This window comes from Pseudoxanthomonas sp. F11 (assembly GCF_037046485.1).
In the GTDB taxonomy this organism is placed as follows: domain Bacteria; phylum Pseudomonadota; class Gammaproteobacteria; order Xanthomonadales; family Xanthomonadaceae; genus Pseudoxanthomonas_A.
In genome coordinates, this window is the sequence record NZ_JBANLZ010000001.1 from 667,404 (window position 1) to 691,871 (window position 24,468).

Below are 24,468 nucleotides of genomic sequence, written 5' to 3' on the forward strand. Positions count from 1 at the left end.
CGTTCGGATTGCCTGGGACGTCAATGTCGGGAAAGGGCGCCGGCGACGCGCAGCTTCGGCGATCGCGGCGGGAAGGCCAGGCCGTAATCGCCCTGGTCCAGCGTGAGGTTGGGGTTGTAGGCGGGATCGTCATGCAGCACGTCGCCCCAACGCCACTTCATGGCGTGCACCTCGGCGGCGAAGCGCTGCTGCTTCTCCGGCGAGTTTTCGCTGCCGCGGCTCGCCGACTCGTGGTGGTACAGCTCGGCGTACGGGGTCCAGACATTGCGATAGCCGGCCTGAAGCAGGCGCAGGCAGAAATCGATGTCGTTGAAGGCCACGGGGAGCGCCTCGTCAAAGCCTCCCACCTCCTCGAAGACGCTTTTCCTCACGGCCATGCAGGCCGCGGTCACGGCGCTCATGTTCTGCGCCACCCACGCACGGGCCATGTATCCCGGCGCGCCACGGCCCATGCGGGTGTAGACGTGGCCGGCGACCCCGCCCAGACCCAACACCACGCCTGCGTGCTGGATGGTATCGTCGGGGTAGTAGAGCATCGCCCCGATCGCGCCGGCGTCGCGCTGCACGGCACGTTGCACCAGCTCCAGGAGCCAGGAGGGATTGATGACCTCGGTGTCGTTGTTCAGCAGGCACAGGACGTCGCCCGTGGCCTGACGCGCGCCGTGGTTGACGATCGCGGAGAAATTGAAGGGAATCGGATAATCCAGCACCCGCACGCGCGGCGTGGCACGAAGCACCTTCAGCAGCTGGCGCGAATCGGCTTCTAGGCTGCCATTGTCGACCACCACGACTTCGAAATCGGGGTAGTCCGTCTTCTCCAGCACGCTCGTCGTGCAGATGGATAGCAGGTCGGCGCGATCCCGGGTCGGAATGATCAGACTGACTTTGGGCAGGCGGGCCGGCGCCAACCGCGTGCGGTAGCAGCCCGGGGACACGACGTCCACCGTGCCCGGGCGACGGATGCGCTGCAAATGCTCTTCCACGGCGCGCCGCCCCGCCTCGGACGCGTAGCTTTTCTGATCGCCGCCGAGCGCGGTGGATCCCTCTATCGCACGCCAGTGGTACAGGATGCGCGGGATGTGGCAGATCTGCTCCGGCGCCAGCACCTCGGTGCACCTGAGGACTAGGTCGTGATCCTGCGAGCCCTCGAAGCCCGCGCGCAGCAAGCCAACCTGCGCCAGCAGGCCCGTTTCCACCACCAGCAGGTGACAGATGTAGTTCTGGGAGCGCAGCAGCTCCGGATTCCATCCGGGCTTGAAATGCGGCTCGAAGCGGCGACCGGTCGGGTCGATCTTGTCCTCGTCGCTGTAGAGCAGCCTGGCCTGCGGGTGCTCGGCCAGCGCAAGCGCCACTTGGTGCAACGCGTCCGGGCTGAGTTCGTCGTCGTGATCGAGGAACGCGACGTGGCTTCCGGTCGCCATCGCCAGCGCGCTGTTGGTCGCCAGGCTGATATGGCCATTCTCCTCGCGGACCGCCACCTTGATCCGCGCATCGTCGCGCGCGTACGCGCGCAGGCACGCCGCCACCCTCGGATCCGTGGATGCGTCGTCGGCGATGCAGAGCTCCCAGTTCCGGTACGTCTGGCCGCGCACACTGTCGATGCAGCTCCGCAGGAACGGCAGCGGCGTGTTGTAGACGGGCAGCACCACCGATATCAGCGGACCGCTGGCGTACTGGCCCGCCTGGAGGCGCGCACGCTCGAGTCCCGACCCCTTCAGCGGATCGAAATGATCCAGCCACAGCGTGTACCCGCCGGATGCGTGCCGCGAAGCGCCGTAGTAGCGGTGCACGAGGTCGTCGACAGCAGGACTCAATCCCCGCCTGCGGACTTCGCCCAGGAACCTGCCGAAGCGCGTAGCGAATGCGCGCAGCGAGGAACGCTCGCCCCCGCGCGCCTCCTCTGTCCCCTGTAGCAGAAGCCCCAGCGCCCGCATCCGCGTGATCCGTCGGAACACCATGGCGCCGGCCTGGAAACGCACCGGGCGGATCGAAGGGTCGAAGCGCAACGCGCGCAGGGGCCGGCTGATGATGACCATGCCGCGGATCCGGCCGGCAGCATCGGGGGGCGGCAGCGGGATGCGGGTCGCTTCGCTACAGCCTCCGCCATAGTCCGGATAGAGGCAGGGCCGCTGGATATCGCCGTCCAGGGCGATCAACGCGACATCGACCAGATACCAGCCTGGCGCGAGCGCGTGGATGCCCCGAACGGGATCCACGCGGAACTGGGGGTCGTCCCCCTCGGCCTCGTACACCATCTCCCCCGACGGACCCGTCCCGACCGTCAGTTGGACGATCGGGGTCAGACGTGCATCAAGATGCTGAAACCGGAAAGTTCGCAGAACGCGCAAATCCATCATTCCCCAGGCCTGCCGTCGCTGGCAGCCGAATTCCCCAAAACCTGCGAGGCTCCTCCTCGACACAGGAGTGTAACAATTTCCAGCAGGCTAGCTATCGTCACTGCGCACAGGAACCGGACATGACATCTCACATATCGCCTCATCTTCCCGTTCAGAAACATGAAATCGACGGAATGGACAATGCACGCCCGGAACAGGCCCGCATCGTCTGGCAAGGCAAGTACCAGCGCATGATGGTGCGCGGCACGTGGGAGTACGTGGAGCGCGCGCACGCCGGTGGGCTGGCCGCGATCATCGTCGCGGTGACGCCGCAGGACGAGGTGCTGTTCGTCGAGCAGTACCGGGTGCCGTTGCAGGCGCGCACCATCGAGATGCCGGCCGGCCTGGTGGGCGACATCCATGCCGGCGAATCCATCGAAGCGTCGGCGATCCGCGAACTGGAAGAGGAGACCGGCTGGACCGCCGCGCGCGCGGAGGTGCTGATGATCGGCCCCACCTCGTCCGGGAGCAGCAGCGAGAAGATCGCCTTCGTCCGCGCGACCGGCCTGCGCAAGGTGGGCGAAGGCGGCGGCGATGGTGACGAGGACATCGTCGTGCACGCGATTCCCCGCGCACGCGCCGCCGCGTGGCTGGCACAGAAGATGGCCGAAGGCTATGAACTGGACGCCAAACTCTGGGCGGGTCTGTGGATGATCGACCACCACCTGGACGGCACACCGCGCGCCTGAGCAGGCCGCGCCCGGACAGACTCAGTCGGGTCGGGCCTGATACCCCGTCAGGCGCCATACCCCGCCCTCTTCGTACCGGAGCGTGACCCGCTCCCGATACGGCAGGCCCAACGCCCCCATCCGGCAGGAGAACTCCAGTACGGCATAGGTGCCCGGCGGCTGTGCGCGCCCCCCGCGCGGACGATCGATCCGCGCGGCAGTCCAGCGCCGCTCCATGCCCCATCCCAGCGCGCGACGATGCGAGGTGATGGCGGCGATGAAGGCGTCCCGGGTCTGATGCCGTCGAAGCAGCGCCGAGGCGGCATCCCACATCTTCCCCACATCGCCGTTTTCGACCACGCGGATCAGGCGCAGGGCGGCCATGCCGAGCCGGGCGACATCCACATCCTCCAGCCCGATGCGGGGCGATCCGATCTCCGAGACAACGTCCTGCTCTGCCATCGCCCCCATCGCACCCTCGCCATCATGCGCTCAGAGGCTTCATCGGAAATCGTCCGCGACCCCGGACACACAGACACGGCACAGCAGGCGAAACGGCGCGCGGATACACGCCGACTCACGCGGGCGGCACCGCCGCGCACCGCACGCGTCCATCCTCAACTCACGTGCCGGCACACCTCATGAACGTGCGTGCGCGCAGACCTGGCCGCACACGCCGTCCCGCCTCTGTCCCTCAGGCGAACGCGTCGGTGGCGCGCACCAGGGCGTCGACATTCTCGGCTTCGAACGCCGAGTGGCCCGAGGCCGGCGTGATCTCCAGTTTCGCCCGGGGCCACGCCTTGTGCAGGTCCCACGCATTGGCGATGGGGCACACCACGTCGTAGCGCCCATGCACGATGACGCCCGGGATGTCGGCGATGCGCGGTGCATCGCGCAGCAGCTGGTCTTCGACCTCGAAGAAGCCGCCGTTGACGAAGTAGTGGTTCTCGATGCGCGCGAACGCCAGGGCGAACTCGGGCTCCTCGTGGCCGCTGACGAAATCGGCGTCCACGTGCAGGAAGCTGGTCGCGCCCTCCCACACGCTCCAGGCCTTGGCCGCGGCCAGGCGCGTGGCCTTGTCGTCCGAGGTCAGGCGGCGATGGAACGCCGAGATCAGGTCGTGGCGCTCCACCGGCGGGATCGCGGTGATGTAGTGCTCCCAGGCGTCCGGGAACAGGCGGCTGGCGCCTTCCTGGTAGAACCACTCCAGTTCCCAGCGTCGCAGCATGAAGATGCCGCGCAGCACCAGTTCGGTGACGCGCTGCGGATGCGTCTCGGCGTAGGCCAGCGCCAGCGTGGAGCCCCAGCTGCCGCCGAACACCTGCCAGCGTTCGATGCCCAGCGTCTCGCGCAATTTCTCGATATCCGCCACCAGGTCCCAGGTGGTGTTGTCCACCAGATCGGCATGCGGTGTGGAGCGGCCGGAGCCGCGCTGGTCGAACAGCACGATGCGGTATTTCGCGGGATCGTGGAACCGGCGCATCTTCGGGCTGCAGCCTGCGCCCGGCCCGCCGTGCAGCAGCACCACGGGCTTGCCCTGCGGATTGCCGCACTGTTCGTAGTACAGCGTGTGGCGGTCGTCGACTTTCAGCGTACCGGTGTCGAAGGGTTCGATGTCGGGGTACAGCGTGCGCATGGGCGGCCCGTTCTGGATGAAAGCGACAGTCTAGCGGCTCGTGTCTTGCACTTCCGGTAGTCGTCCGAGGGTCACGCGGTCGCGCGCCTCCAGGTCGGCTTCCGTGGCCACGTCGACGAAGCCCGCAGCGGTCATCAGCGCGCGGATGGCGGCGCCCTGATCCCAACCGTGCTCCAGCAACAGCCAGCCGCCCGGCACCAGGAAGCCCGGCGCCCCGCCGATGATTTCGCGGAGGGCGTCCAGCCCGTCCGTACCGGAAGCCAGTGCTGTCGTCGGCTCGAAGCGCAGGTCGCCCCGCATCAGGTGGACGTCGTCGTCGGCGATATAGGGCGGATTGCTGGCGATCAGATGGAAGCGCTCGCCCCGCAGCGGCATCCACCAGCTGCCCTGGCGGAATTCGACATGGGCGATGCCGTTCGCCACGGCGTTCATGCGGGCGACGGCGAGCGCGTCGGCGCTGAGGTCGGTCGCTATCACACGGGCCTGCGGGCGCTCGCTCGCCAGCGAAAGTGCGATCGCACCGGTGCCGGTGCCAAGGTCGGCCACGCGCCATGATGTGTCCGCCGACAGGCGCTCAAGCGCCAGTTCGACCAGCCGCTCGGTCTCCGGGCGCGGAATGAGCGTGGCGGGCGACACCTTCAGGTCCAGGGTCCAGAAGCCCCGATGGCCCGTCAGGTAGGCCACCGGCTCCCCGGCGATGCGGCGCGTCAGCAAGGCTTCGAACGCGGCCGTGTCGGCATCCGTCAGGCCCGCGTCGCCGTGTGCGAACAGCCAGGCGCGGTCGCGTTCCAGTACACGCAACAGCAGCAGTTCCGCCTCGTGGCGCGCTTCCGGGCCCGGTAGGCGCGCGGCGGCGGCACGCAGGGCGGAGTCGATCCTTACGGGGGTCTGGTGGGCGGTCATCGCACGCATGGTACCGGCCGCCGGGGCGCCGGCGCCCGGGTATCGCCGCACCGCACCATCATGGTGCTCAATCGCGTCCAGGCATCCGCCGCGCGGACATCGGTATTGCGAGGGTCGTTCGCCGCGGAAACGCCTCAGTCTTGTCGCTGATCGTCACGATGAATCGGCGCCGACTGCCACGTGAATCCCTTGAAAAACAGCGTGTTGGGCCACAGGTTCAGGCCAGGAAGGTCATCTTCCCGAGTCAGATCCGCAGTGCCTCACGATTTCATAGCTTGAGCCTATTGATTCAATTCCATTAATCGATTTGAGATATCAATAGACCCTGCCTACCATGGCGCCATCGCTTCACCACACCCATCCCACTCCACACGAGGATTTCCGATGTCCCTGATCAACACCCCGGTCCAGCCATTCAAGACCACCGCCTTCCACAACGGCGAGTTCGTCGAAGTCACCGACGGCACCCTGAAGGGCAAGTGGTCGGTCCTGATCTTCATGCCGGCCGCCTTCACCTTCAATTGCCCCACGGAAGTGGAAGACGCCGCCGCGAACTACGCCGAGTTCCAGAAGGCCGGCGCCGAGGTCTACATCGTCACCACCGACACGCACTTCTCGCACAAGGTGTGGCACGAAACCTCCCCGGCGGTGGGCAAGGCCCAGTTCCCGCTGGTCGGCGACCCGACCCACCAGCTGACCCGCGCCTTCGGCGTGCACATCGAAGAAGAAGGCCTGGCCCTGCGCGGCACCTTCGTCATCAACCCGGAAGGCGTCATCAAGACCGCCGAGATCCACAGCAACGAGATCGCCCGCGACGTGTCGGAAACCCTGCGCAAGCTGAAGGCCGCGCAGTTCACCGCCGCCAACCCCGGCCAGGTCTGCCCGGCCAAGTGGAAGGAAGGCGCCAAGACCATCGCGCCGTCGCTGGACCTGGTCGGCAAGATCTAAGTCGCCCCCGCACCACCGGCGCATCCGTGCATGGATGCGCCTGCTCCAAGAACACGCATCGAACCACCTCCGGGCCACGCGCCCGGAGGTCGGTCTCCCCGACGGACGCTTGCAGCAGCGGCATGTGCCGCTTGCCGGTTCCCCTCCCTGGCCGGCTCCCTCCCCCGGCGCATGCCGCTCCTGCAAACGCCTGACCTCACTTCCCCCGATTCCTCCACGGAGACGTTCGCCATGCTGGACGCCAATCTGAAGACGCAGCTGCAGGCCTACCTGGAAAAGGCCGTGCGCCCCATCCACATCACCGCGTTCCTGGACGACAGCGACGCCTCGGCCGAGCTGCAGTCGTTGCTGCACGACCTGAAGGACGTATCCGACAGGATCAGCGTCACCGAGCAGCGCGGCGGCGAACGCACACCGTCGTTCTCGCTGACCTCGCCGGGCCACGATATTCATCTGACCTTCGCCGGCCTGCCGATGGGCCACGAGTTCACGTCGCTGGTACTGGCGCTGCTGCAGGTCGGCGGCCATCCGTCGAAGCTGGCGCAGGACGTGATCGAGCAGATCCGTTCGCTGGACGGCGAGTATCGCTTCGAAACCTACTTCTCGCTGTCGTGCCAGAACTGTCCGGACGTGGTGCAGGCACTGAACCTGATGGCGGTGCTGAACCCGAACATCCAGCACGTGGCCATCGACGGCGCGCTGTTCCAGCAGGAAGTCGAGCAGCGCGAAGTGATGTCGGTGCCGACCATCTTCCTCAACGGCGACGTGTTCGGCGCCGGCCGCATGGGCGTGGAGGAGATCGTCGCCAAGCTGGATACGAACGCAGGCCAGCGCGAGGCCGAGAAGATCAAGGCCAAGGCGCCGTACGACGTGCTTGTCGTCGGCGGCGGCCCCGCCGGCGCGGCGGCCGCGATCTACGCCGCGCGCAAGGGCATCCGTACCGGTGTGGCGGCCGAGCGCTTCGGCGGCCAGGTGCTGGACACGATGGCCATCGAGAATTTCATCTCCGTGCCCTACACCGAAGGCCCGAAGCTGGCCGCCGCGCTGGAACAGCACGTCAAGGACTACCAGGTCGACGTGATGAACCTGCAGCGCGCGGAGAAGCTGGTGCCGGCCGGTGCCGATGGCCTGGTCGAAGTACAGCTCGCCAACGGCGCGTCGTTGAAGTCGAAGACCGTGATCCTGTCCACCGGCGCGCGCTGGCGGCAGATGAACGTGCCCGGCGAGAACGAGTACCGCAACAAGGGCGTGGCCTACTGCCCGCACTGCGATGGCCCGCTGTTCAAGGGCAAGCGCGTGGCGGTGATCGGCGGCGGCAACTCCGGCGTCGAGGCGGCCATCGACCTGGCCGGCATCGTGGCCCAGGTCACCCTGATCGAATTCGACGGCAAACTGCGCGCCGACGAGGTGCTGCAGCGCAAGCTGCACAGCCTGCCCAACGTGCGCGTGGTCACCAGCGCGCAGACCACCGAGGTGCTGGGCGACGGCAGCAAGGTCACCGGACTGGTCTACAAGGACCGCGTGGGCGGCGATACGCACCGCGTGGAACTGGAGGGCATCTTCGTGCAGATCGGCCTGCTGCCCAACACCGAATGGCTCAAGGGCGTCGTGGAACTGAGCCCGCGCGGCGAGATCGTCATCGACGACCGCGGCCAGACCAGCGTGCCGGGCGTGTTCGCCGCCGGCGATGCGACCACCGTACCGTACAAGCAGATCGTCATCGCCATGGGCGAGGGTTCGAAAGCCGCCCTCAGCGCCTTCGACCACCTGATCCGCAGTTCCGCCCCGGTGGAAACTCCGGACGCCGTGGCGGCATGATGCATCGCGCGGGCGGTGCGCCCGCGCCGCTCCGCGCGCCTTGAGGGAGGGTTCCGATGAATCTGCGCGACCTGAAGTACCTGGTGGCCCTGGCCGACCACAAGCATTTCGGTCGTGCCGCCGCGGCGTGCTACGTCAGCCAGCCCACGCTTTCCACCCAGATCAAGAAGCTGGAGGACGAACTGGGCGTGCCGCTGGTGGAGCGCGCGCCGCGCAAGGTCATGCTGACGCCCGCCGGCCGCGATGCCGCCGAGCGTGCGCGCCGCATCGTGGCCGAGGTCGAGCAGATGAAGGAAGCCGCCCGCCGCAGCCAGGACCCGGAGGCCGGCACCGTCCGGTTGGGAATGTTCCCCACGCTGGGGCCCTACTTGCTGCCGCATGTGGTGCCGCGCATCCGCGCGCGCTTCCCGCACCTGGAGCTGCTGCTGGTCGAGGAGAAGAGCGACGTGCTGCTCTCGCGCCTGCGCGAGGGCAGGCTGGATGCCGGCCTGCTGGCCCTGCCGGTGACGGACGACCAGTTGCACACCGAGTTCCTGTTCGAGGAGCCGTTCGTGCTGGCGGTCCCCGAATCGCATCCACTGGCGCAGCGCGGGTCGCTGACGCTGGCCGAACTGTCGCAGCAGCAGCTGCTGCTGCTGGAGGACGGCCACTGCCTGCGCGAGCAGGCGCTGGATGTGTGCCGCCTGTCCGGCGCCAACGAGAAATCCGAGTTCCGTGCCACCAGCCTGGAAACCCTGCGGCAGATGGTGGCGGCGGACGTGGGCATCACCCTGCTGCCGACGCTGGCGGTGACGCCGCCCGTGGCGCGTTCGCCGAACATCCACCTGCTCGGCTTCAGCGATTCGCATCCCAGCCGACGGATCGCAATGGTGTGGCGCAAGAGCTCGGCGATGAGCGCATTCCTGCAGGCGTTCGCGCAGGTGTTCCGCGAACTGCCGCCTGAGCTTTTCCAGCCGGACGCGCCCGTGCCGGCCGCACCACCGGCCGACGTCGCCGGACCCGTGCCGACGCCTCCGCGCCCGGCTTGAACCAGGCCGCCTTCCGGGCTACGGTAGGCAGGCAAAACAGGACCCCGATGGGCGGCGCGGCGACGCGTCGCCCGTTTCCTTTTGCGCGATCCCAAAACCAGAGAGAACACGATGAACAACACCCGCACCAGCGGCTTGCCGCCTTCGCTGCCCCCGCTCGTCATCTCCAGCCGCGACATGTCCCGCCTGGAAGCCCTGCTCGACACCCCCGTGCTGCGCCGGCACCCCGCCGCGCTGGCGCTGATGGACGAACTGAACCGCGCCGACGTGCGATCGCCGGAGGACATGCCCGGCAACGTGGTGACGATGCATTCGCGCGTCGAATGCGAAGACGAGCTCACCGGCGAGCACCATCGCCTCACCCTGGTGTACCCCCACGAAGCGAACGTCGAGACCGGCCTGGTCTCCGTGCTGGCACCGGTCGGCAGCGCACTGCTCGGACTGTCGGTGGGGCAGACGATCGACTGGCAGACGTCCGGCAACCGGCCATTGCGCCTGCGGGTCACCGCGATCGATTACCAGCCCGAAGCCAGCGGCGACCTGCACCGCTGATCCGCAGCCGCGTTATCGCGTCAATCCACGAAAAGTACGCTCCCGCAGCCGGCCTGCCCCTGCGGGACAGGGCATACTTGTCGCCCGATTTCCCCCACCCCATCGACCGCTCATGACCGACTCCGCTCCCTCCAAGCTGCAGCAGCTCCGCGACCTGTCCGTGGTCGTCGCCGACACCGGCGACTACGACGCCATCAAGCGCCTCAAGCCGGTGGACTGCACGACCAATCCCACCCTGGTGAAGAAGGCGCTGGATCTGCCGGTCTATGCCGACCTGATCGAAGAGCAGCTGGCCTGGGCGCGCGCGCAAGGCGGCGGCGACGCGCTGGTGGACGAAGTGGTGGATCGTCTGACCATCGGCGTGGGCGCCAGGCTCGCCGGCCTGATCCCCGGCCGCGTCTCCACCGAGGTCGATGCCGACCAGGCCTACGACACCGGCGCCACCATCGCCAAGGCGCGCAAGTTCGTGCAGATGTATGCCGACCACGGCATCGACCGCGAGCGCATCCTCATCAAGGTCGCCTCCACCTGGGAAGGCGTGGAAGCCGCGCGCCAGCTGCAGGCCGAAGGCATCGACTGCAATCTCACCCTGATCTTCAACCCCACCCAGGCCATCGCCTGCGCCGAAGCCGGCGCGTTCCTGATCTCGCCGTTCGTGGGCCGCATCCTGGACTGGTACGTGGCCAACGGGCAGGCCCCGGCGCACATCGACGAGGATCCGGGCGTGGTGTTCGTGCGCGGCGTGTACACGGAGTTCAAGCGCCGCGGTTCGCCGACGGTGGTGATGGGCGCCTCGTTCCGCTCCACCGCGCAGATCGAGGCGCTCGCCGGCTGCGATCGCCTGACGATTTCGCCGGACCTGCTGGAGGCGCTGGACCAGGACCGTGGTCCGCTGCCGCGCAGGCTGTCGCCCCTCGAAGCGCAGCGCGTGAACGCGGAGGCGGTCACGGCCGACCGTTTCGGCGCCGCGATCCAGGCCGATCCGATGGCGAAGGAAAAGCTCGCCGCCGGCATCGAGACCTTCGCCAAGGACCTGGCCGCGCTGCGCGCCACCGTCCGCGAGAAGCTGTCCGCCTGACGCCACCCCGACCCGACGCGGGCAGGGCTGGCGCCCGCGCGCCGGACACGGGATGATCGGGCGCATGCGCGCCCTCCTGCTCTGGTCCGCCCTCCTCGCCGCATCCCCGATGGCCCATGCGTCATCGGACGATGCCAGCCTGATCTTCGTCGGCGACATCATGGTGGCGGAAACGCCCGGCGAGCTGATCGCACGCGGCGAGGATCCTTTCCAGCCCTTCGCGGCGCTGCTGTCTTCGCACGACGTACGGATAGGCAACCTGGAGTGCGTGGTCGCGACCACGGGCACCGCGGAAGGAAAACCGTACACGTTCCGGGCCGATCCGCGCACGCTGCCGGTCCTGAAGCGGCACTTCGACGCCGTGTCCCTGGCCAACAACCACTCCGGCGATTTCGGCAAGGCCGCATTCGCCGAGCAGCTGGCGCTGATGGACAAGGCGGGCCTGCCCTATTTCGGCGGCGGTCGCGATGCCACGGCAGCGCATGCACCCTGGATCGTCGAGCGCAACGGCGTGCGCATCGCGCTGCTGGGCTATGTGGAGTTCAAGCCCCGTTCCTTCGAAGCCGATGCCAGCCGCCCCGGCGTGGCCTGGAGCGGCGAGGACGACGACGTGATCGAGGACATCATCGCCGCGCGGCGCGTGCACCGGGCGGACATCGTCATCCCCTTCATGCATTGGGGCTGGGAGGACGAACCCGATCCCAGTCCGCGCTTGCGCGCATTCGCCCGGCGCATGATCGACGCGGGCGCCGACATGGTGGTGGGAGGTCATCCGCACGTCACCCAGGGCGCCGAGTACTACCGCGGCAAGCCGATCATCTACAGCCTGGGCAACTTCCTGTTCAACGGATTCGACACGCCCGCGACGACCACCGGCTGGGTGCTGTCGGCCAGGGTGGACCGCACCGGCGTGGTGGACTGGCGCACGCACGTGGCCAGGCTCGATGCCAACGGCGTGCCGCATCCGGACCCGACCGCCAGCAGTCCCTGCGCCAGCCCCGACCGGAAGACCATCAACCAATGCGCGGGCGAATGACATGAAGGCCGGACGCTTGCTGACCCTCCTCGCCCTGGCGCCGCTGGCCGTACAGGCCCAGGCCGCCAGCGTACGCTGCCACATCGTCTACGGTGGCGAGCACTTCACCGTCGACGCGGCGCCGACCGACGATCCCTACCGGGCGACCGGCACGAAGGTCGGGCGCTACTTCGAGTTCAAGCCGGTCTACGTGGACCGTGTCGCCACCGGCAAGGCCGTCAAGGTCTATGTCTACGGCATGGCCACCGGCCAGCCCGTGCTGATCCATGCGGCCACGCACGCGCCCCCGTTCGCCGGGAAGCAGGAAGGACGCGGTTTCACCGGCCTCCATGCCGTCTACGAACCCACCAAGAGCAGCGAACTGCAGTACTGGTGCGAACACCTGCCTTGATGCCGGCCGGGCGTGGGATCAGACGCCCAGTCCGACAGGGCAGCTCACGCCGGTGCCACCCAGCCCGCAGTAACCGTTCGGATTCTTGGCCAGATACTGCTGGTGGTAGTCCTCGGCGTAGTAGAACGCCGGCGCCGGATAGACGATCTCGGTGGTGATGTCGCCGTAGCCGGCGGCACGCAGCGTCTGCTGGTAGGCCTGCCGGCTGGCTTCGGCCGCGGCCTGCTGTTCCGGCGTATGGCAGTAGATGCCGGAGCGGTACTGCGTGCCCACGTCGTTGCCCTGACGCATGCCCTGGGTGGGGTCGTGGCTTTCCCAGAACACCTGCAGCAGGCGTTCGAACGACACCTGGGCCGGGTCGTACACCACGCGCACCACTTCGTTATGGCCGGTCTGGCCGGAGCAGACTTCTTCGTAAGTGGCATTCGGCGTGCCGCCGCCCGCGTAGCCGACCGCGGTGGTGTACACGCCGGGCAGCGTCCAGAACGCGCGTTCCGCCCCCCAGAAACAGCCCAGGCCGAACTCGACCTGCTGCAATCCGTCGAATGCATCCCGCAGCGGGCGTCCGTTGACGAAATGCACGTTGTGCAGCGGCAGCGGCGTGCTGCGCCCCGGCAGCATGTCTTCCGCGCGCGGCATGCGCTGCTTGTAGGCTCCGATACCCAGCATGGCGAACCTCGTGTGTTGGGGGAAAGCGGATCAGGCCGGCAGGATGCCCAGGCCTTCGTCGTCGCCTTCCAAGATGGGGCCGTTGCCGCCTGAATCCAGTCCCACGCCCTGCACGACGCCTTCCGCGTCGGAGAACGCTGTGTCCGGCACGCAGACGCGCAGCACGCCGAACAGCGGCAGTTCGCCCATGCCGCCCAGCAGCGACTCGCCGAACACGAACGCCGGGATCTCCGCTTCCTCCAGCGCGTGCTTCACCAGATGGGCGTCGAACAGGTTATCGGCCAGGTAGACCACGCGCATGGATACATCCTCCGCGGCCAGCCTACACCCGGTCAGGCAGGCAGGGGCTTGCGCAACGCGTCGGTGGCCGGCACCGATTCAGGCTCGAGCGCCGCCGCGGCCCGCCATGCCTGCATCGCCGGCAGCGCGAACAGCGCCTGCATGTAGCGGCGCGTGGTGTCGTCCACCTCCACACCATAACCATCGAAGCGGATCGCCACCGGTGCGTACATCGCATCGACGATGCCGAACTCGCCGAACAGGAACTCGCCATCGCCGCCATGCGCCTCGCGCAGCGCGCGCCACAGCGCCTGCACGCGGTCGATGTCGCGCTGGGCGGCAGCGTCCCAGCGGTAGGCATCCGGCGTGCGCCGGCTGTTCATCGGCAACTGCGTGCGCAGCGCCGTGAAGCCGGAGTGCATTTCAGCGGCCGCCGCGCGTGCCACCGCACGTGCGGCACGCTCGCGCGGCCAGCCCTGGCCGTCCAGCCAGCGCTCGTTGGCGTACTCGCAGATCGCCAGCGAGTCCCAGACGTGCACATCGCCATCGTGCAGGGCGGGCACCTTGCCGGTCGGGGAATGGCGCCCGACTTCCGCGGCGAACTGCGGGGTATCGAGCGGCAGGCGGACTTCTTCGAAGGCCACGCCGAAATGACGAAGCAGCAGCCAGGGGCGCAGCGACCAGGACGAGTAGTTCTTGTTGCCGATGACCAGGACGGGAAGGCGCATGGGCGGTTTCGCAGGCACGAGGGCCGTTCAGGATAGACCAGCCCGGGCGCCGGACCGGCTAAACTTGCGTTTTCCTGAGCCTGCTGCCCTCCCGATGTCCAACGATGCCGCCCAGCCTGCCGACCTTCCGGACGATGCCGCCCCCGAAAAGCGGGACTTCATCCGCCAGATCGTGCGCGAGGACCTGGCCAGCGGCCGCCACGTCGCGGTGAAGACGCGCTTCCCGCCCGAGCCCAACGGCTACCTGCACATCGGCCATGCCAAGGCCATCTGCCTGGACTTCGGCATCGCGGCCGAGTTCGGCGGCGTCTGCAACCTGCGCCTGGACGACACCAACCCGGCCAAGGAAGACCCCGAATACGTGCGTGCCATCCAGGACGACGTGCGCTGGCTGGGGTTCGACTGGCACGACCTGCGCCACGCCTCGGACTATTTCCAGGTGCTGTACCTGGCCGCCGAGAAACTGATCCGCCAGGGTGACGCCTTCGTCTGCGACCTGAGCGCGGACGAAGTGCGCGCTTACCGCGGCACCCTGACCGAACCCGGCCGCAACTCGCCGTACCGCGACCGCAGCGTGGAAGAAAACCTGGACCTGTTCCGCCGTATGCGCGCGGGCGAATTCCCGGATGGCGCACGCACGCTGCGCGCGAAGATCGACATGGCCAGCGGCAACATCAACCTGCGCGACCCGGCGCTGTACCGCATCAAGCACGTCGAGCACCAGAACACCGGCAACGACTGGCCGATCTATCCGATGTACGACTACGCGCATTCGCTGAGCGACGCGGTGGAAGGCATCACCCATTCGCTGTGCACGCTGGAATTCGAGGACCACCGCCCGCTGTACGACTGGTGCGTGGACAAGGTGGACTTGGCGAATTCGCCGGACCTGCTGGCGCCGCTGCTGGCCAAGGGCCTGCCGAAGGAAGCCAGCAAGCCCCGCCAGATCGAGTTCTCGCGCCTGAACTTCAACTACCTGGTGATGAGCAAGCGCAAGCTGCTGGCGATGGTCAACGACCGCTTGGTCGACGGCTGGGACGATCCGCGCATGCCCACGCTGCAGGGCATCCGCCGCCGCGGCTACACGCCGGCCGCGCTGCGCCTGATGGTGGACCGCGTGGGCATCAGCAAGCAGAACTCGCTGCTGGACATCGGCATCCTGGAAGGCGCGCTGCGTGAGGACCTGGACGCCGCCGCGCCGCGCCGCATGGCCGTCATCGACCCGGTGAAGCTGGTGCTGGCCAACCTGCCGGACGGTCACGAAGAAACGCTGACGTTCTCCAACCATCCCAAGGACGCATCCTTCGGCCAGCGCAGCGTGCCGTTCTCGCGCGAGCTGTGGATCGAGCGCGAGGATTTCGAGGAAGTGCCGCCGAAGGGCTTCAAGCGCCTGACCTCCGGCGGCGAAGTGCGCCTGCGCGGCGCCGGCATCGTGCGCTGCGATGAAGTGATCAAGAACGACGCCGGCGAGATCGTCGAGCTGCGCGGCTGGCTGGACCCGGAGTCGCGTCCCGGCATGGCCGGCGCCGAGCGCAAGATCAAGGGCACCATCCACTGGGTCAGCGCCATGCACGCCGTCGCCGCGGAGATCCGCCTGTACGACCGCCTGTTCACCGTGCCGAACCCCGATGACGAGTCGGAGGGGAAGACCTACCGCGACTACATGAACCCGGACTCGCGGCGCACGGTCACCGGCTACGTGGAGCCGGCGGCCGCCAGTGCAGCGCCCGAGCAGTCGTTCCAGTTCGAGCGCACGGGGTATTTCGTCGCCGACCGCTACGACCACACGCCGGAACGTCCCGTGTTCAACCGCAGCGTCACCCTGCGCGACACCTGGGCGACCAAGGCCTGATGCCGGCGCCTTTCACCGCGTCTTGAAGCGGCGAAAGGCAGGCTGGCGCGCACCACCACCGAGGAAGGAGTCCGCCATGTCCCGCATCGCGCTGCGCCTGTTGCCTGCCATGCTGTCGTGCCTGTTCCTGTTCGCGCTGTCGGGCTGCGCGGCGCCGGCGTCCTCCGAGGGCGTGGCGACCGATCCGCCCCCCGCATCAACGCCGGCGCCCAAGCCGACCGGCGGCAACCTGCCACCGCGCGAAGCCGGCGCCGTCGCCGTGGACTACAGCTGCCGGACCAGCGCCGACTGCGCGGTGAAGAACGTGGGCAACTGCTGCGGCGCCATGCCGGCCTGCGTCAACAAGGACAGCTCTACCGACCCGCAGGGCGTGCAGGCGCAATGCGCTGCGAGTGGCCGCATGAGCGTCTGCGGCTTCGCCGACGTGACCGCGTGCCAATGCGTGAGCGGCCGCTGCGAATCCGATTACTCTTCCTCGACACTGCCTGCCCGGTAATGCTCTACCAACAGATCCACCTGACCCTGCCCGCCTGGACCCACGACCTGGTCGATCCCGCGGCGACCTACGCCAGCGACGAAGAGAAGGTCGCGCTGGCCATCGAGCTCTCGCGTCGCAACGTCGACGCGAACTCCGGTGGTCCGTTCGGCGCGGTCGTATTCGGACCCGACCATCGCGTCATCAGCCTCGGGGTGAACCGGGTGATGCCGCACACCTGCTCGCTGGCGCACGCCGAGAACATGGCCTACATGCTGGCGCAGCAGCGCCTGCAGACGCCGCGCCTCAACGAACGCATGGCGCCGGTGGTCCTGGCCACGTCCTCGCAGCCGTGCTGCCAGTGCTACGGCGCGACGGTGTGGGCCGGCATCGACCGCCTGCTGATCGGCGCGCGTGCCGAGGACGTGATGGAACTGACCGAGTTCGACGAAGGCCCGCTGCCGGCCGACTGGATCGGCGAGCTCAACAAGCGCGGCATCGAAGTCGTGCGCGACCTGCGTCGCGACGACGCGCGCGCCGTGCTGCGCCGCTACGGTGAATCGGGCGGCGACAGGTACTGAGCCGGACGCAGGGAAGCCCTCCCCCCGCTTCTCCTGTACCCTGTGACTGCGGCAGGCGCCGCAGCCCTCCGCTTCACGCGACCGTGCCATGTCATCGACGACCGGCCTGCTGGCCTATTGCCGCCAGGGATTCGAACCCGAACTTGCCGCCGAGCTGACCGAGCGCGCCGCGCTGGCCGGCTTCGCCGGCTATGCCCGCGCGCAGCGCAACGATGGCCACGTGGTGTTCGTGTGCGGGGAAGCGCAGGCGCTCGACCGCGCCCTGCCCTGGCGCGAGCTGATCTTCGCGCGGCAGAAGCTGCGGCTGCTGGCCGAGCTGCGCGGCATCGACCCGAAGGACCGCATCACGCCCCTTCTCGCCGCCCTGGCCGGCGGCGGGCGCTACGGTGACCTGTGGGTGGAGCATCCGGACTCGGACAGCGCCAAGCCGCTGGCGGGACTGGCGCGCAGTTTCGGCAACGCGCTGCGTCCGGCGTTGCGCAAGGCCGGGTTCCTCACCGAGAAAGACGATGCGCGCCTGCCGCGCCTGCACGTGGTGTTCGTGCAGGGCGACCACCTGTTCCTGTGCGCGGCGGACGCGCGCGACAGCGCGCCGTGGCCGCTCGGCATCCCGCGCCTGAAGCTGCTGCCGGATGCGCCTTCGCGCTCGGCACTGAAGCTGGAGGAAGCCTTCCTGTCCCTGCTCGATGATGCCCAGCGCGAGGCACTGCTGAAGCCCGGCATGACCGCCGCCGACCTGGGTGCCGCGCCCGGCGGCTGGACCTGGGTGCTCACCCGCCACCACCTGCGCGTGACCAGCGTCGACAACGGCCCCTTGCGCGAGCACGTGCTGGCCACGGGCCTGGTCGAGCACCTGCGCGCGGACGGCTTCCACTGGAAGCCACCGCAACCGCTGGACTGGATGGTCTGCGACATGGTCGAGCAGCCACGGCGCGTCGCCGAGCGCATGGCGCAGTGGTTCCGCGAAGGCTGGTGCCGGCACGCCGTGTTCAACCTCAAGCTGCCGATGAAGAAGCGCTGGGACGAGACCAAGCTCTGCCTGGAGCTGTTCGCGGACCAGGCCGGCCGGCCACTGGAGATCCGCGCACGCCAGCTGTACCACGACCGCGAAGAGATCACCGTGTTCGCAACGCCGGGCTGACACGTGCAGACCCACTGCGCGCCCCCGAGGGGAAACCGATGACGTCACCCGGGTCCACACGCATCGTGGCGGCACTCCTTGCCGCGCTGCTGGCCGGCTGCACCCACATGGGCACGCCCGCCCGCACCGGCGCTGCGGAGGAAGCGCTGTACGTCGCGCGCGATGTCGTCGGTGACGGCGCGTTCGGTGAAGGCATCGAGGGCCCGGCCTTCGGTCCGGACGGTGCGCTGTATGCGGTGGGCTTCGGCCGCGGCGGCACGATCGGGCGGGTGACCTTCGATGCCGATGGCAGCGGACGCGCGGACCTGTTCATGACGCTGCCCGAGGGCAGCACCGGCAACGGCATCCGCTTCGATACCGACGGCTTCATGTACGTGGCCGACTACACCGGCCACCAGATCCTTCGCATCGATCCACGCGACCGCTCGGTGGGCGTGTTCGCCACCCTGTCGGGCGCGCACCAGCCCAACGACCTCGCCTTCGCGCCGAACGGGATGTTCTACGCCAGCGACCCGGACTGGCGCACCGGCACCGGCCAGCTGTGGCGGATCCTGCCCTATGGCAGGGCCGCGCTGCTGGAAACCGGCATGGGCACCACCAATGGCGTGGAGGTCGGCCCGAAGGGCGACGTGCTGTACGTCAACGAGAGCGTGCAGCGGCGCGTGTGGGCCTACGACCTGGACGCCAGCGGCGGGATATCCGGCAAGCGCCTGCTGATCACCTTTCCGGACCATGGCCTGGACGGCATGCGCACCGACGTGCGGGGCAACCTCTACATCGCCCGGTACGGGGCCGGCACGGTGGCGGTGGTGTCGCCGCAGGGCGAGCTGCTGCACGAAGTGCGGCTCAAGGGACGCAAGCCGACCAACGTTGCCTTCGGCGGGCCCGACGGACGCACGGTGTTCGTCACCCTGCAGGACCGTGGCGCCATCGAAGCCTTCCGTACGGCACTGCCCGGGCGCGAAACCGGCCCGTAACGCCGCGGCCGCTCACTTGCGGCCGAGCGCGTCCTCGATCGCCCGCTGGGCCAGCGGCGCCATCACCGCATAGCCGGCCGGCGTGGGATGCACGCCATCCGCGGCCAGCCGGGCATCCAGCCCGCCTTCGGCGTTGGCCATGGCCCGGTGATAGTCCAGATGCACGGCCCCCGACGCGCGCGCGTAGGTCTCGATCCATTGGTTCAGCGCCTTGATCGGCTCGGCCGGTCGGTAGCCCGGTCGCCAAGGGTAGGCGCTGGCGGGCAGCACGGATGCCAGCACCACGCCGATGCCGTTGGCCTGCGCCAGCTGCACCATCGAACGCAGGTTGTCCTCGATCATGCGCTGCGTGGCCGGTCCGGTATTCCCGGCAATGTCGTTGGTCCCGGCCAGGATCACCACCACCTCCGGGTTCAGCGCGATCACGTCCTGGCGGAAGCGCACCAGCATCTGCGCCGTGGTCTGCCCGGAAATGCCGCGGTTGACGTACGGCTTGCCCGGAAAAAACGTCGTGTCCGTCATGCGCCCCCACCCGTCGGTGATGGAATCCCCGTAGAACACCACGCGGCCCGCTTCGTGCGCGGGCAGGCGCGCGTTGTCGTCCCGATAGCGCGTCAGGCCGGGCCAGTCGAGCAGGCGCTGCTGCAGGCCCTGCACGCGCTCGGGCGGCAGCGATGCCGCCGGGGCGATGTAGTCCGGATCCACCGCCGGTGCCTGCGTCTCCGCCCGGGCGACAGCGGCCGTCAGCAAGGGAACAAGCAACAGGGCGCAACGCAGGAAGGGCATGATCGAGTTCCAGTGAGTGGGGCTGGCGTACCCTACGCGATCCCACGCCGCGCGGCACCTGGCACGTCGTCGGCCATGGCGTGCGATCGGTTAGTCTCAGTCCCTGCAATCCGGCCCGGACATACTGGCCCGACAGCGAAGGAGCGTCATGAATCCCCTCTCCCTCAAGGACCCCGCCGGCTTCGGCAACGAGTTCCTCCGTCTGACCCTGCTGCAGGGGTTCCAGTCGCTGACCAAGCGCGACCTGGAGTTGCTGATCTTCGTCCTGCTGGAGCGCGATGGCGCCATCGGCCGCGACGAATCCAACTTCACGGTCGCCGGCAAGCTGCGCGTGACGCCCGCCAAGGTCAAGGCGCTGCGTCGCGACGGCTATGCGCGCTGGCGGGCGCTGGTGCCGGAGGAACGCGATGCGGCCCTGCAGCGCATCGTGGCGACCGTGCTGACCGAGGCCAACCTGAAGGCCGGCGCGAAGCATGTCAGCGAACGCAGCCGCAAGGACGGCTTCCTCGCCATCCGCATCGAGCATCCGGACGACCACCAGCAGTTCGAACAGGCCATCCTCGACGTGGGCGCGCTACCGGTGTACGAGCGCAACCGCGAGGTCGTCGCGGTGCGCTTCGACACCCTGCTGGCGATCGCCGAGCGCTGGGGCTACCTGCAGACGGATCCTGCGTCCGTCGTGGCGGAACTGAAGAAGCTGACCCCCACGGCCGAAGAAGTGGCCGACCTGCTGAAGAAGGACGTCTCCAAGCTGCGTTGGCAGGACGCGCGCAATGCGCTCAACAGCCTGGGCGCGAAAGCCGTCACGAGTACCGCCGAGGGCGGGCTCAAGGGCCTGCTGAAGATCGTGTTCCCGTTCATCCCGGGCTGACAGGATTCAGGCGGACGCGATCTCCACCCGCCTTCCTCCGGCGCGCGCGGACGCGAAGATCGCATCCAGGGCGAGCATGTCGCGCCAGCCCTCCTCGCCGGGCACGCGCGGCGGACGACGTTCCAGGATGGCCAGCGCATCGGCATCCATCTGCCGCGCCTGCTGCGCGGGCGTGGCGCCGATCACAGCGTCGAAGCGGCGCCCGTCGCTGGCCTGGCCACGCACGCCTTCGTACGCCTGGAACGGCGACAGTTCGTACCAGCCTTCCTCGCACTCGGCGCGCAGCAGGTTGAGGTTGCGGCCGAAGCTGGTTTCGCACGCGGCGGTCACGCCGTCCGGAAATTCGAGGCGGAAGCGCATCGTCTCGTCGACACCGCGGAAGATCTCCGGCCGTTCCACCGACGAGGTCGCGGTGACCGCGACCGGTTCGGCAGCGGTGGTGTAGCGCGCGGCATTGAGCGCGTAGACGCCCATGTCGTACATCGCGCCGCCGCCGCGCGCCGCGTCCAGGCGCCAGGTATCGCGGCTGGCGCCGTCGAACCCATGGAAACCGGCCTCGGCGCGGATGTGCCTCAAGCGGCCGAACGGCCGGGACTTCGCCAGCGCCATCACCGCCTGCGTATTGGGTTCGTGCTGCATGCGGTAGCCGATCGCCAGCTGCACGCGGTGCTGCCGGCAGGCGTCGATCATCGCGCGCGCTTCGGCTGCGTCCATCGCCATCGGCTTCTCGCACCACACGTGTTTGCCCGCGGCGGCCGCGCGCAGGGTGAACGGCTTGTGCAGATGATTCGGCAGGACGACGTAGACCACGTCGATGTCCGTGTTGTCGGCGATGCGGTCGAAGCCTGCATAGTCGTAGACGTTGCGATCGGGAATGCCGTGTCGCCGCTGCCACTCCGCCGCCTTCGCGGGCGTGCCGGTGACGATGCCGGCCAGGCGGCAGTGCTTCGTCGCCTGCAACGCGGGCGCCAGCAGGTCGCGGCTGTAGTAACCCAGGCCGACCAGGGCGACGCCGAGCGGTCGCGAACGCTTGGCGTGCACGCGCGGCATCACGCCTGCCAGGCCGGCCGCCGCCAGGGTGCCCAGCAGGCGCCGGCGGGCGGGATCGTGCACGGAAGAAGCGTCGTCGTTCATCGCGGCGGCCTCGTGGGGGAATCCCGAGGCTACCGCATGCCTGCAGCCGATGTCGTCAACGCCCGCGCTGGCCCGCCGCGTGCCGCCAGAAGAAGTCCACCAGGGGTGGCAGCTTGCCGGCAAGGCCGAGCAACGGCCCGCGCAACAGGGTCAGGTGCATCTCGTCGTTGGAGAACAGACGGTTGATGCCGTCGAAGGCATGGGCCGCGGTCGCATTCTCACTGCGGCGCTGGCGCGCCCAGCGCTCGAGCCGGTGCGGCGCATCCCAGTCGGCGCGCTTGGTGGTGGCGGCACGGATGCCGTCGCGCAGCGCCGCGACATCGCGCAGGCCCAGGTTGACGCCTTGCCCCGCCAGCGGATGGACCACGTGCGCGGCATCGCCTGCGACGATCACCCGCCCGGCGACATAGTCCCGGGCCAGCTGGCGCTTCAACGGGAACGCGGCGCGTGGCGAGGCCAGGACCACTTCGCCGCGCTGACCGCCCATGGCCTGCGTCAGCTCCCGACCGAAGCTGGCTTCATCAAGCGCCAGTACACGCTCGGCCTCCGCGTCGGGCAACGTCCAGACGATGGAGCTGAGGCCGTCCGCGAACGGGAGGAAGGCCAGCGGCCCCCTCGGCAGGAAGCGTTGCCACGCGGTGTCCTCGTGCGGCTCCCCGGTGCGCACGAACGCCACCACGCCACGCTGCGCGTAATCGTGTGCGGCGACCTCCAGCCCGGCCAGACGCCGCAGCGTGGAATCGCCGCCGTCGGCGGCCACCGCCAGCCGCGCATCGATACGCGTGCCGTCGTCCAGCCGCAGCGTCACGCTGCCCGCGTCCTGCTCCATCGCCTCCACGCGCGCCGGGCAACGCACCTGCACGCCAGCCGCCGGCAGCGCGGCCCACAGCCGATCGACCAGCAGTGCGTTCTCGACGATCCAGCCCAGCTGCGTGCGTCCCAGTGCATCGGCATCGAAGCGCAGTTCGCCGCCGCCCGCCGCGTCCCAGACGCGCATGCGTCGGTAGGGCTGCGCGCGCGCACCGCGCACTGCGTCCCATACGCCGGCCGCGTCGAGCAGCGCCGCGTTGTCGGGCGCGAAGGCATACACCCGCAGATCCGGCTGCGACGGCGACCAGCGCGGCGGCTCGCGGCCTTCGACCAGCATCACCTCCAGCCCCTCGCGCGCCAGCACCAGCGCGCAGGCCGCACCCACCACGCCGCCGCCGACGACGGCCACGTCGATCTGTCCGCGCCGCTTCATGCCGCCTCTACCCGGCAGAGCGCCGGCACGTCGCCGCGGAAGCCCATCGCGCCCCCCACCAGGAACGCCTGCAGCGAGGGTTGCGCTTCCATGGCCACCAGGCCTGCGCTGCGCACGGGCTTCAGCAGGGGCGAAGGGTTGGCCGTCAGGCGTGCCAGGCCGTCGGAGAACGCGAGCGTGCGTTCGCGATCCTCGCGCCGCCGCGCCGCATAGGCGGCCAGGCGGGAGGCGGCGCCCGGATCGTCACCGCGCGCGATCTCCTCGGCCAGCGTCAGGGCATCGCGCAGGCCCAGGTTGAAGCCCTGCGCGCCGATCGGATGGATCGTCTGCGCCGCATTGCCCAGCACGACCGCGCGGTCGGCGACCAGCCGTTGCGCGACGACGCGGACGATGGGATACGCGCTGCGCTCGCCGCTGGCGACCAGCCGGCCAATGCGCCAACCGACCGCGTGCTGCAGACGCGCCAGCCAGGCCGCTTCGTCCAGGGCGGCCACGGTCTCGGCCTGCTCGCGCGCCACGCCGTGCACGACGCCCCAGTGGCGATCGCCACGCGGGAGCAGCGCGGTCGGGCCGTCGTCGCCCAAGCGCTCGTACGCGGTGCCGTCCGGCGCCTGCGTGGCCCGCACGCGGGCGACGAACAGGGTCTGGCCGTAATCGTGCTCGTCCACACCGATGCCCAGTGCCTCTCGCACGGCGCTGCGGGTTCCATCGGCGGCCACCACCAGGCGGGCATGCAATGTGCGCTCGCCCCCGGCATCGGCGATCCGCAGCGCGCGATGGCCGGCTTCGTCCGGGGCGAAGCCGACGAAACGCGCCGGCCGGTACCGGGTCAGCCCCGACAGGCCGGCCAGCCGGGCTTCCAGCGCTTCGCCGAAGTCGCGCGCCACGACCACCTGGCCGAACGTGGCACGGCCGTAGTCCTGCGCCTCCAGCCGGACCCGACCGAAATCCCCCTGCCGGCTGATGTGGATGCGGCGGATCGGCCCGGTGGGCGTGCGCAGCTGCTGCATCACCCCCAGCGCGGTCAGCGCATTGACCGTCGCCGCTGCGAAGCTGAGGTTGCGCTGGTCGAATACCGCCGGCATCTGCCCGGCAGGTGCCGCTTCCACCAGGCCCACCTCCACGCCCTGGCGCACCAGGGCGATGGCAAGACTGGCACCCACCAGCCCACCGCCCACGATCACTACGTCATGCCGATCTGTCATGCCGACATGATAGCGCCCGCCCTGCGGACCCCGACCGGCCGGCTCCGGTAGAATGCGGGGCTGAGTCTCCGGA

At 69.0% G+C, this 24,468-nt stretch carries 25 protein-coding genes; 14 read left to right on the plus strand and 11 right to left on the minus strand.

Annotated features, from left to right (window positions below; all coding sequences use genetic code 11):
- Positions 1-20 precede the first annotated feature (20 nt).
- The gene (locus V8246_RS03385) at positions 21-2,357 is read right to left on the minus strand and encodes a glycosyltransferase family 2 protein (protein WP_336187903.1); all 2,337 of its coding nucleotides are present in this window, start codon (positions 2,355-2,357) and stop codon (positions 21-23) included.
- Positions 2,358-2,530: 173 nt separating this feature from the next.
- Here V8246_RS03385 and V8246_RS03390 point away from each other — a divergent pair, with 173 nt between their 5' ends.
- The gene (locus V8246_RS03390) at positions 2,531-3,085 is read left to right on the plus strand and encodes an NUDIX hydrolase (protein ID WP_336187904.1); all 555 of its coding nucleotides are present in this window, start codon (positions 2,531-2,533) and stop codon (positions 3,083-3,085) included.
- Between the two features lie 21 nt (positions 3,086-3,106).
- Here the strand turns inward: V8246_RS03390 and V8246_RS03395 are convergent, their stop codons facing one another.
- From V8246_RS03395 to prmC, 3 genes are all read right to left on the minus strand, one after another.
- On the minus strand, positions 3,107-3,526 hold the full coding sequence (locus tag V8246_RS03395) for a DUF4019 domain-containing protein (RefSeq protein ID WP_336187905.1): 420 nt from the start codon (positions 3,524-3,526) through the stop codon (positions 3,107-3,109).
- A gap of 232 nt (positions 3,527-3,758) precedes the next feature.
- On the minus strand, positions 3,759-4,700 hold the full coding sequence (gene pip / locus V8246_RS03400) for a prolyl aminopeptidase (RefSeq protein WP_336187906.1): 942 nt from the start codon (positions 4,698-4,700) through the stop codon (positions 3,759-3,761).
- A gap of 30 nt (positions 4,701-4,730) precedes the next feature.
- On the minus strand, positions 4,731-5,603 hold the full coding sequence (gene prmC, locus V8246_RS03405) for a peptide chain release factor N(5)-glutamine methyltransferase (protein ID WP_336187907.1): 873 nt from the start codon (positions 5,601-5,603) through the stop codon (positions 4,731-4,733).
- A gap of 384 nt (positions 5,604-5,987) precedes the next feature.
- On the opposite strand from prmC, the gene ahpC reads away from it, so the two are divergent.
- The 7 genes from ahpC to V8246_RS03440 all read left to right on the plus strand — a co-directional run bounded on the left by ahpC (position 5,988) and on the right by V8246_RS03440 (position 12,454).
- Positions 5,988-6,551, plus strand: a complete 564-nt coding sequence (gene ahpC / locus V8246_RS03410; RefSeq protein ID WP_187574488.1) for an alkyl hydroperoxide reductase subunit C — start codon at positions 5,988-5,990, stop codon at positions 6,549-6,551.
- Between the two features lie 231 nt (positions 6,552-6,782).
- Positions 6,783-8,369, plus strand: coding sequence for an alkyl hydroperoxide reductase subunit F (gene ahpF / locus V8246_RS03415; RefSeq protein WP_336187908.1), 1,587 nt, complete (start codon positions 6,783-6,785; stop codon positions 8,367-8,369).
- Between the two features lie 56 nt (positions 8,370-8,425).
- Positions 8,426-9,397, plus strand: a complete 972-nt coding sequence (locus V8246_RS03420; RefSeq protein WP_336187909.1) for a LysR substrate-binding domain-containing protein — start codon at positions 8,426-8,428, stop codon at positions 9,395-9,397.
- Positions 9,398-9,508: 111 nt separating this feature from the next.
- A complete protein-coding gene (rnk, locus tag V8246_RS03425; RefSeq protein WP_336187910.1) occupies positions 9,509-9,949 on the plus strand; it encodes a nucleoside diphosphate kinase regulator in 441 nt (146 codons plus the stop codon).
- A 112-nt stretch (positions 9,950-10,061) separates the two neighbouring features.
- The gene (locus V8246_RS03430; RefSeq protein ID WP_336187911.1) at positions 10,062-11,027 is read left to right on the plus strand and encodes a transaldolase; all 966 of its coding nucleotides are present in this window, start codon (positions 10,062-10,064) and stop codon (positions 11,025-11,027) included.
- 64 nt (positions 11,028-11,091) lie between these two features.
- A complete protein-coding gene (locus V8246_RS03435; protein WP_336187912.1) occupies positions 11,092-12,063 on the plus strand; it encodes a CapA family protein in 972 nt (323 codons plus the stop codon).
- A 1-nt stretch (position 12,064) separates the two neighbouring features.
- Entirely contained in the window at positions 12,065-12,454 is a 390-nt protein-coding gene (locus V8246_RS03440) for a hypothetical protein (protein WP_336187913.1), read from the plus strand.
- Positions 12,455-12,472: 18 nt separating this feature from the next.
- Here the strand turns inward: V8246_RS03440 and msrA are convergent, their stop codons facing one another.
- Genes msrA through V8246_RS03455 form a run of 3 tightly spaced genes read right to left on the minus strand, consistent with a single transcriptional unit; the run spans position 12,473 to position 14,130 of the window.
- The gene (gene msrA, locus V8246_RS03445) at positions 12,473-13,123 is read right to left on the minus strand and encodes a peptide-methionine (S)-S-oxide reductase MsrA (protein WP_336187914.1); all 651 of its coding nucleotides are present in this window, start codon (positions 13,121-13,123) and stop codon (positions 12,473-12,475) included.
- 30 nt (positions 13,124-13,153) lie between these two features.
- The gene (locus V8246_RS03450) at positions 13,154-13,423 is read right to left on the minus strand and encodes a DUF2007 domain-containing protein (protein WP_336187915.1); all 270 of its coding nucleotides are present in this window, start codon (positions 13,421-13,423) and stop codon (positions 13,154-13,156) included.
- Between the two features lie 32 nt (positions 13,424-13,455).
- Positions 13,456-14,130 carry a glutathione S-transferase family protein gene (locus V8246_RS03455; protein WP_336187916.1) on the minus strand — a complete coding sequence of 225 codons (675 nt, stop codon included), beginning with the start codon at positions 14,128-14,130 and terminating at the stop codon, positions 13,456-13,458.
- Positions 14,131-14,224: 94 nt separating this feature from the next.
- Between V8246_RS03455 and V8246_RS03460 the strand changes: the two genes are divergently transcribed.
- The 5 genes from V8246_RS03460 (at position 14,225) to V8246_RS03480 (ending at position 19,156) form a co-directional block, all read left to right on the plus strand.
- Positions 14,225-15,982, plus strand: a complete 1,758-nt coding sequence (locus tag V8246_RS03460) for a glutamine--tRNA ligase/YqeY domain fusion protein (RefSeq protein ID WP_336187917.1) — start codon at positions 14,225-14,227, stop codon at positions 15,980-15,982.
- A gap of 76 nt (positions 15,983-16,058) precedes the next feature.
- Complete coding sequence (locus V8246_RS03465) at positions 16,059-16,478, plus strand: hypothetical protein (RefSeq protein WP_336187918.1); 420 nt, start codon at positions 16,059-16,061, stop codon at positions 16,476-16,478.
- Positions 16,478-17,038, plus strand: coding sequence for a nucleoside deaminase (locus V8246_RS03470; protein ID WP_336187919.1), 561 nt, complete (start codon positions 16,478-16,480; stop codon positions 17,036-17,038). Before V8246_RS03465 ends, V8246_RS03470 begins: the two co-directional genes overlap by 1 nt.
- 88 nt (positions 17,039-17,126) lie before the next feature.
- On the plus strand, positions 17,127-18,179 hold the full coding sequence (rlmM, locus tag V8246_RS03475; RefSeq protein ID WP_336187920.1) for a 23S rRNA (cytidine(2498)-2'-O)-methyltransferase RlmM: 1,053 nt from the start codon (positions 17,127-17,129) through the stop codon (positions 18,177-18,179).
- Positions 18,180-18,286: 107 nt separating this feature from the next.
- Complete coding sequence (locus V8246_RS03480; RefSeq protein ID WP_336188323.1) at positions 18,287-19,156, plus strand: SMP-30/gluconolactonase/LRE family protein; 870 nt, start codon at positions 18,287-18,289, stop codon at positions 19,154-19,156.
- A gap of 12 nt (positions 19,157-19,168) precedes the next feature.
- On the opposite strand, the gene V8246_RS03485 is transcribed toward V8246_RS03480, so the two are convergent.
- The gene (locus V8246_RS03485; protein WP_336187921.1) at positions 19,169-19,942 is read right to left on the minus strand and encodes an SGNH/GDSL hydrolase family protein; all 774 of its coding nucleotides are present in this window, start codon (positions 19,940-19,942) and stop codon (positions 19,169-19,171) included.
- A gap of 148 nt (positions 19,943-20,090) precedes the next feature.
- Between V8246_RS03485 and V8246_RS03490 the strand changes: the two genes are divergently transcribed.
- Positions 20,091-20,813 (plus strand): hypothetical protein, encoded by a 723-nt coding sequence (locus V8246_RS03490; RefSeq protein ID WP_271250456.1) that lies wholly within the window; start codon positions 20,091-20,093, stop codon positions 20,811-20,813.
- Positions 20,814-20,819: 6 nt separating this feature from the next.
- On the opposite strand, the gene V8246_RS03495 is transcribed toward V8246_RS03490, so the two are convergent.
- From V8246_RS03495 to ubiH, 3 genes are read right to left on the minus strand one after another with little or no spacing between them, the layout of a single operon-like run.
- Positions 20,820-21,947, minus strand: coding sequence for a Gfo/Idh/MocA family oxidoreductase (locus V8246_RS03495; protein ID WP_336187922.1), 1,128 nt, complete (start codon positions 21,945-21,947; stop codon positions 20,820-20,822).
- Between the two features lie 55 nt (positions 21,948-22,002).
- Positions 22,003-23,190: a UbiH/UbiF family hydroxylase gene (locus tag V8246_RS03500; protein ID WP_336187923.1), complete on the minus strand. Its 1,188-nt coding sequence runs from the start codon at positions 23,188-23,190 to the stop codon at positions 22,003-22,005.
- A complete protein-coding gene (gene ubiH, locus V8246_RS03505) occupies positions 23,187-24,395 on the minus strand; it encodes a 2-octaprenyl-6-methoxyphenyl hydroxylase (protein ID WP_336187924.1) in 1,209 nt (402 codons plus the stop codon). The genes V8246_RS03500 and ubiH overlap by 4 nt, the downstream gene beginning before the upstream one ends.
- Positions 24,396-24,468: the final 73 nt, after the last annotated feature.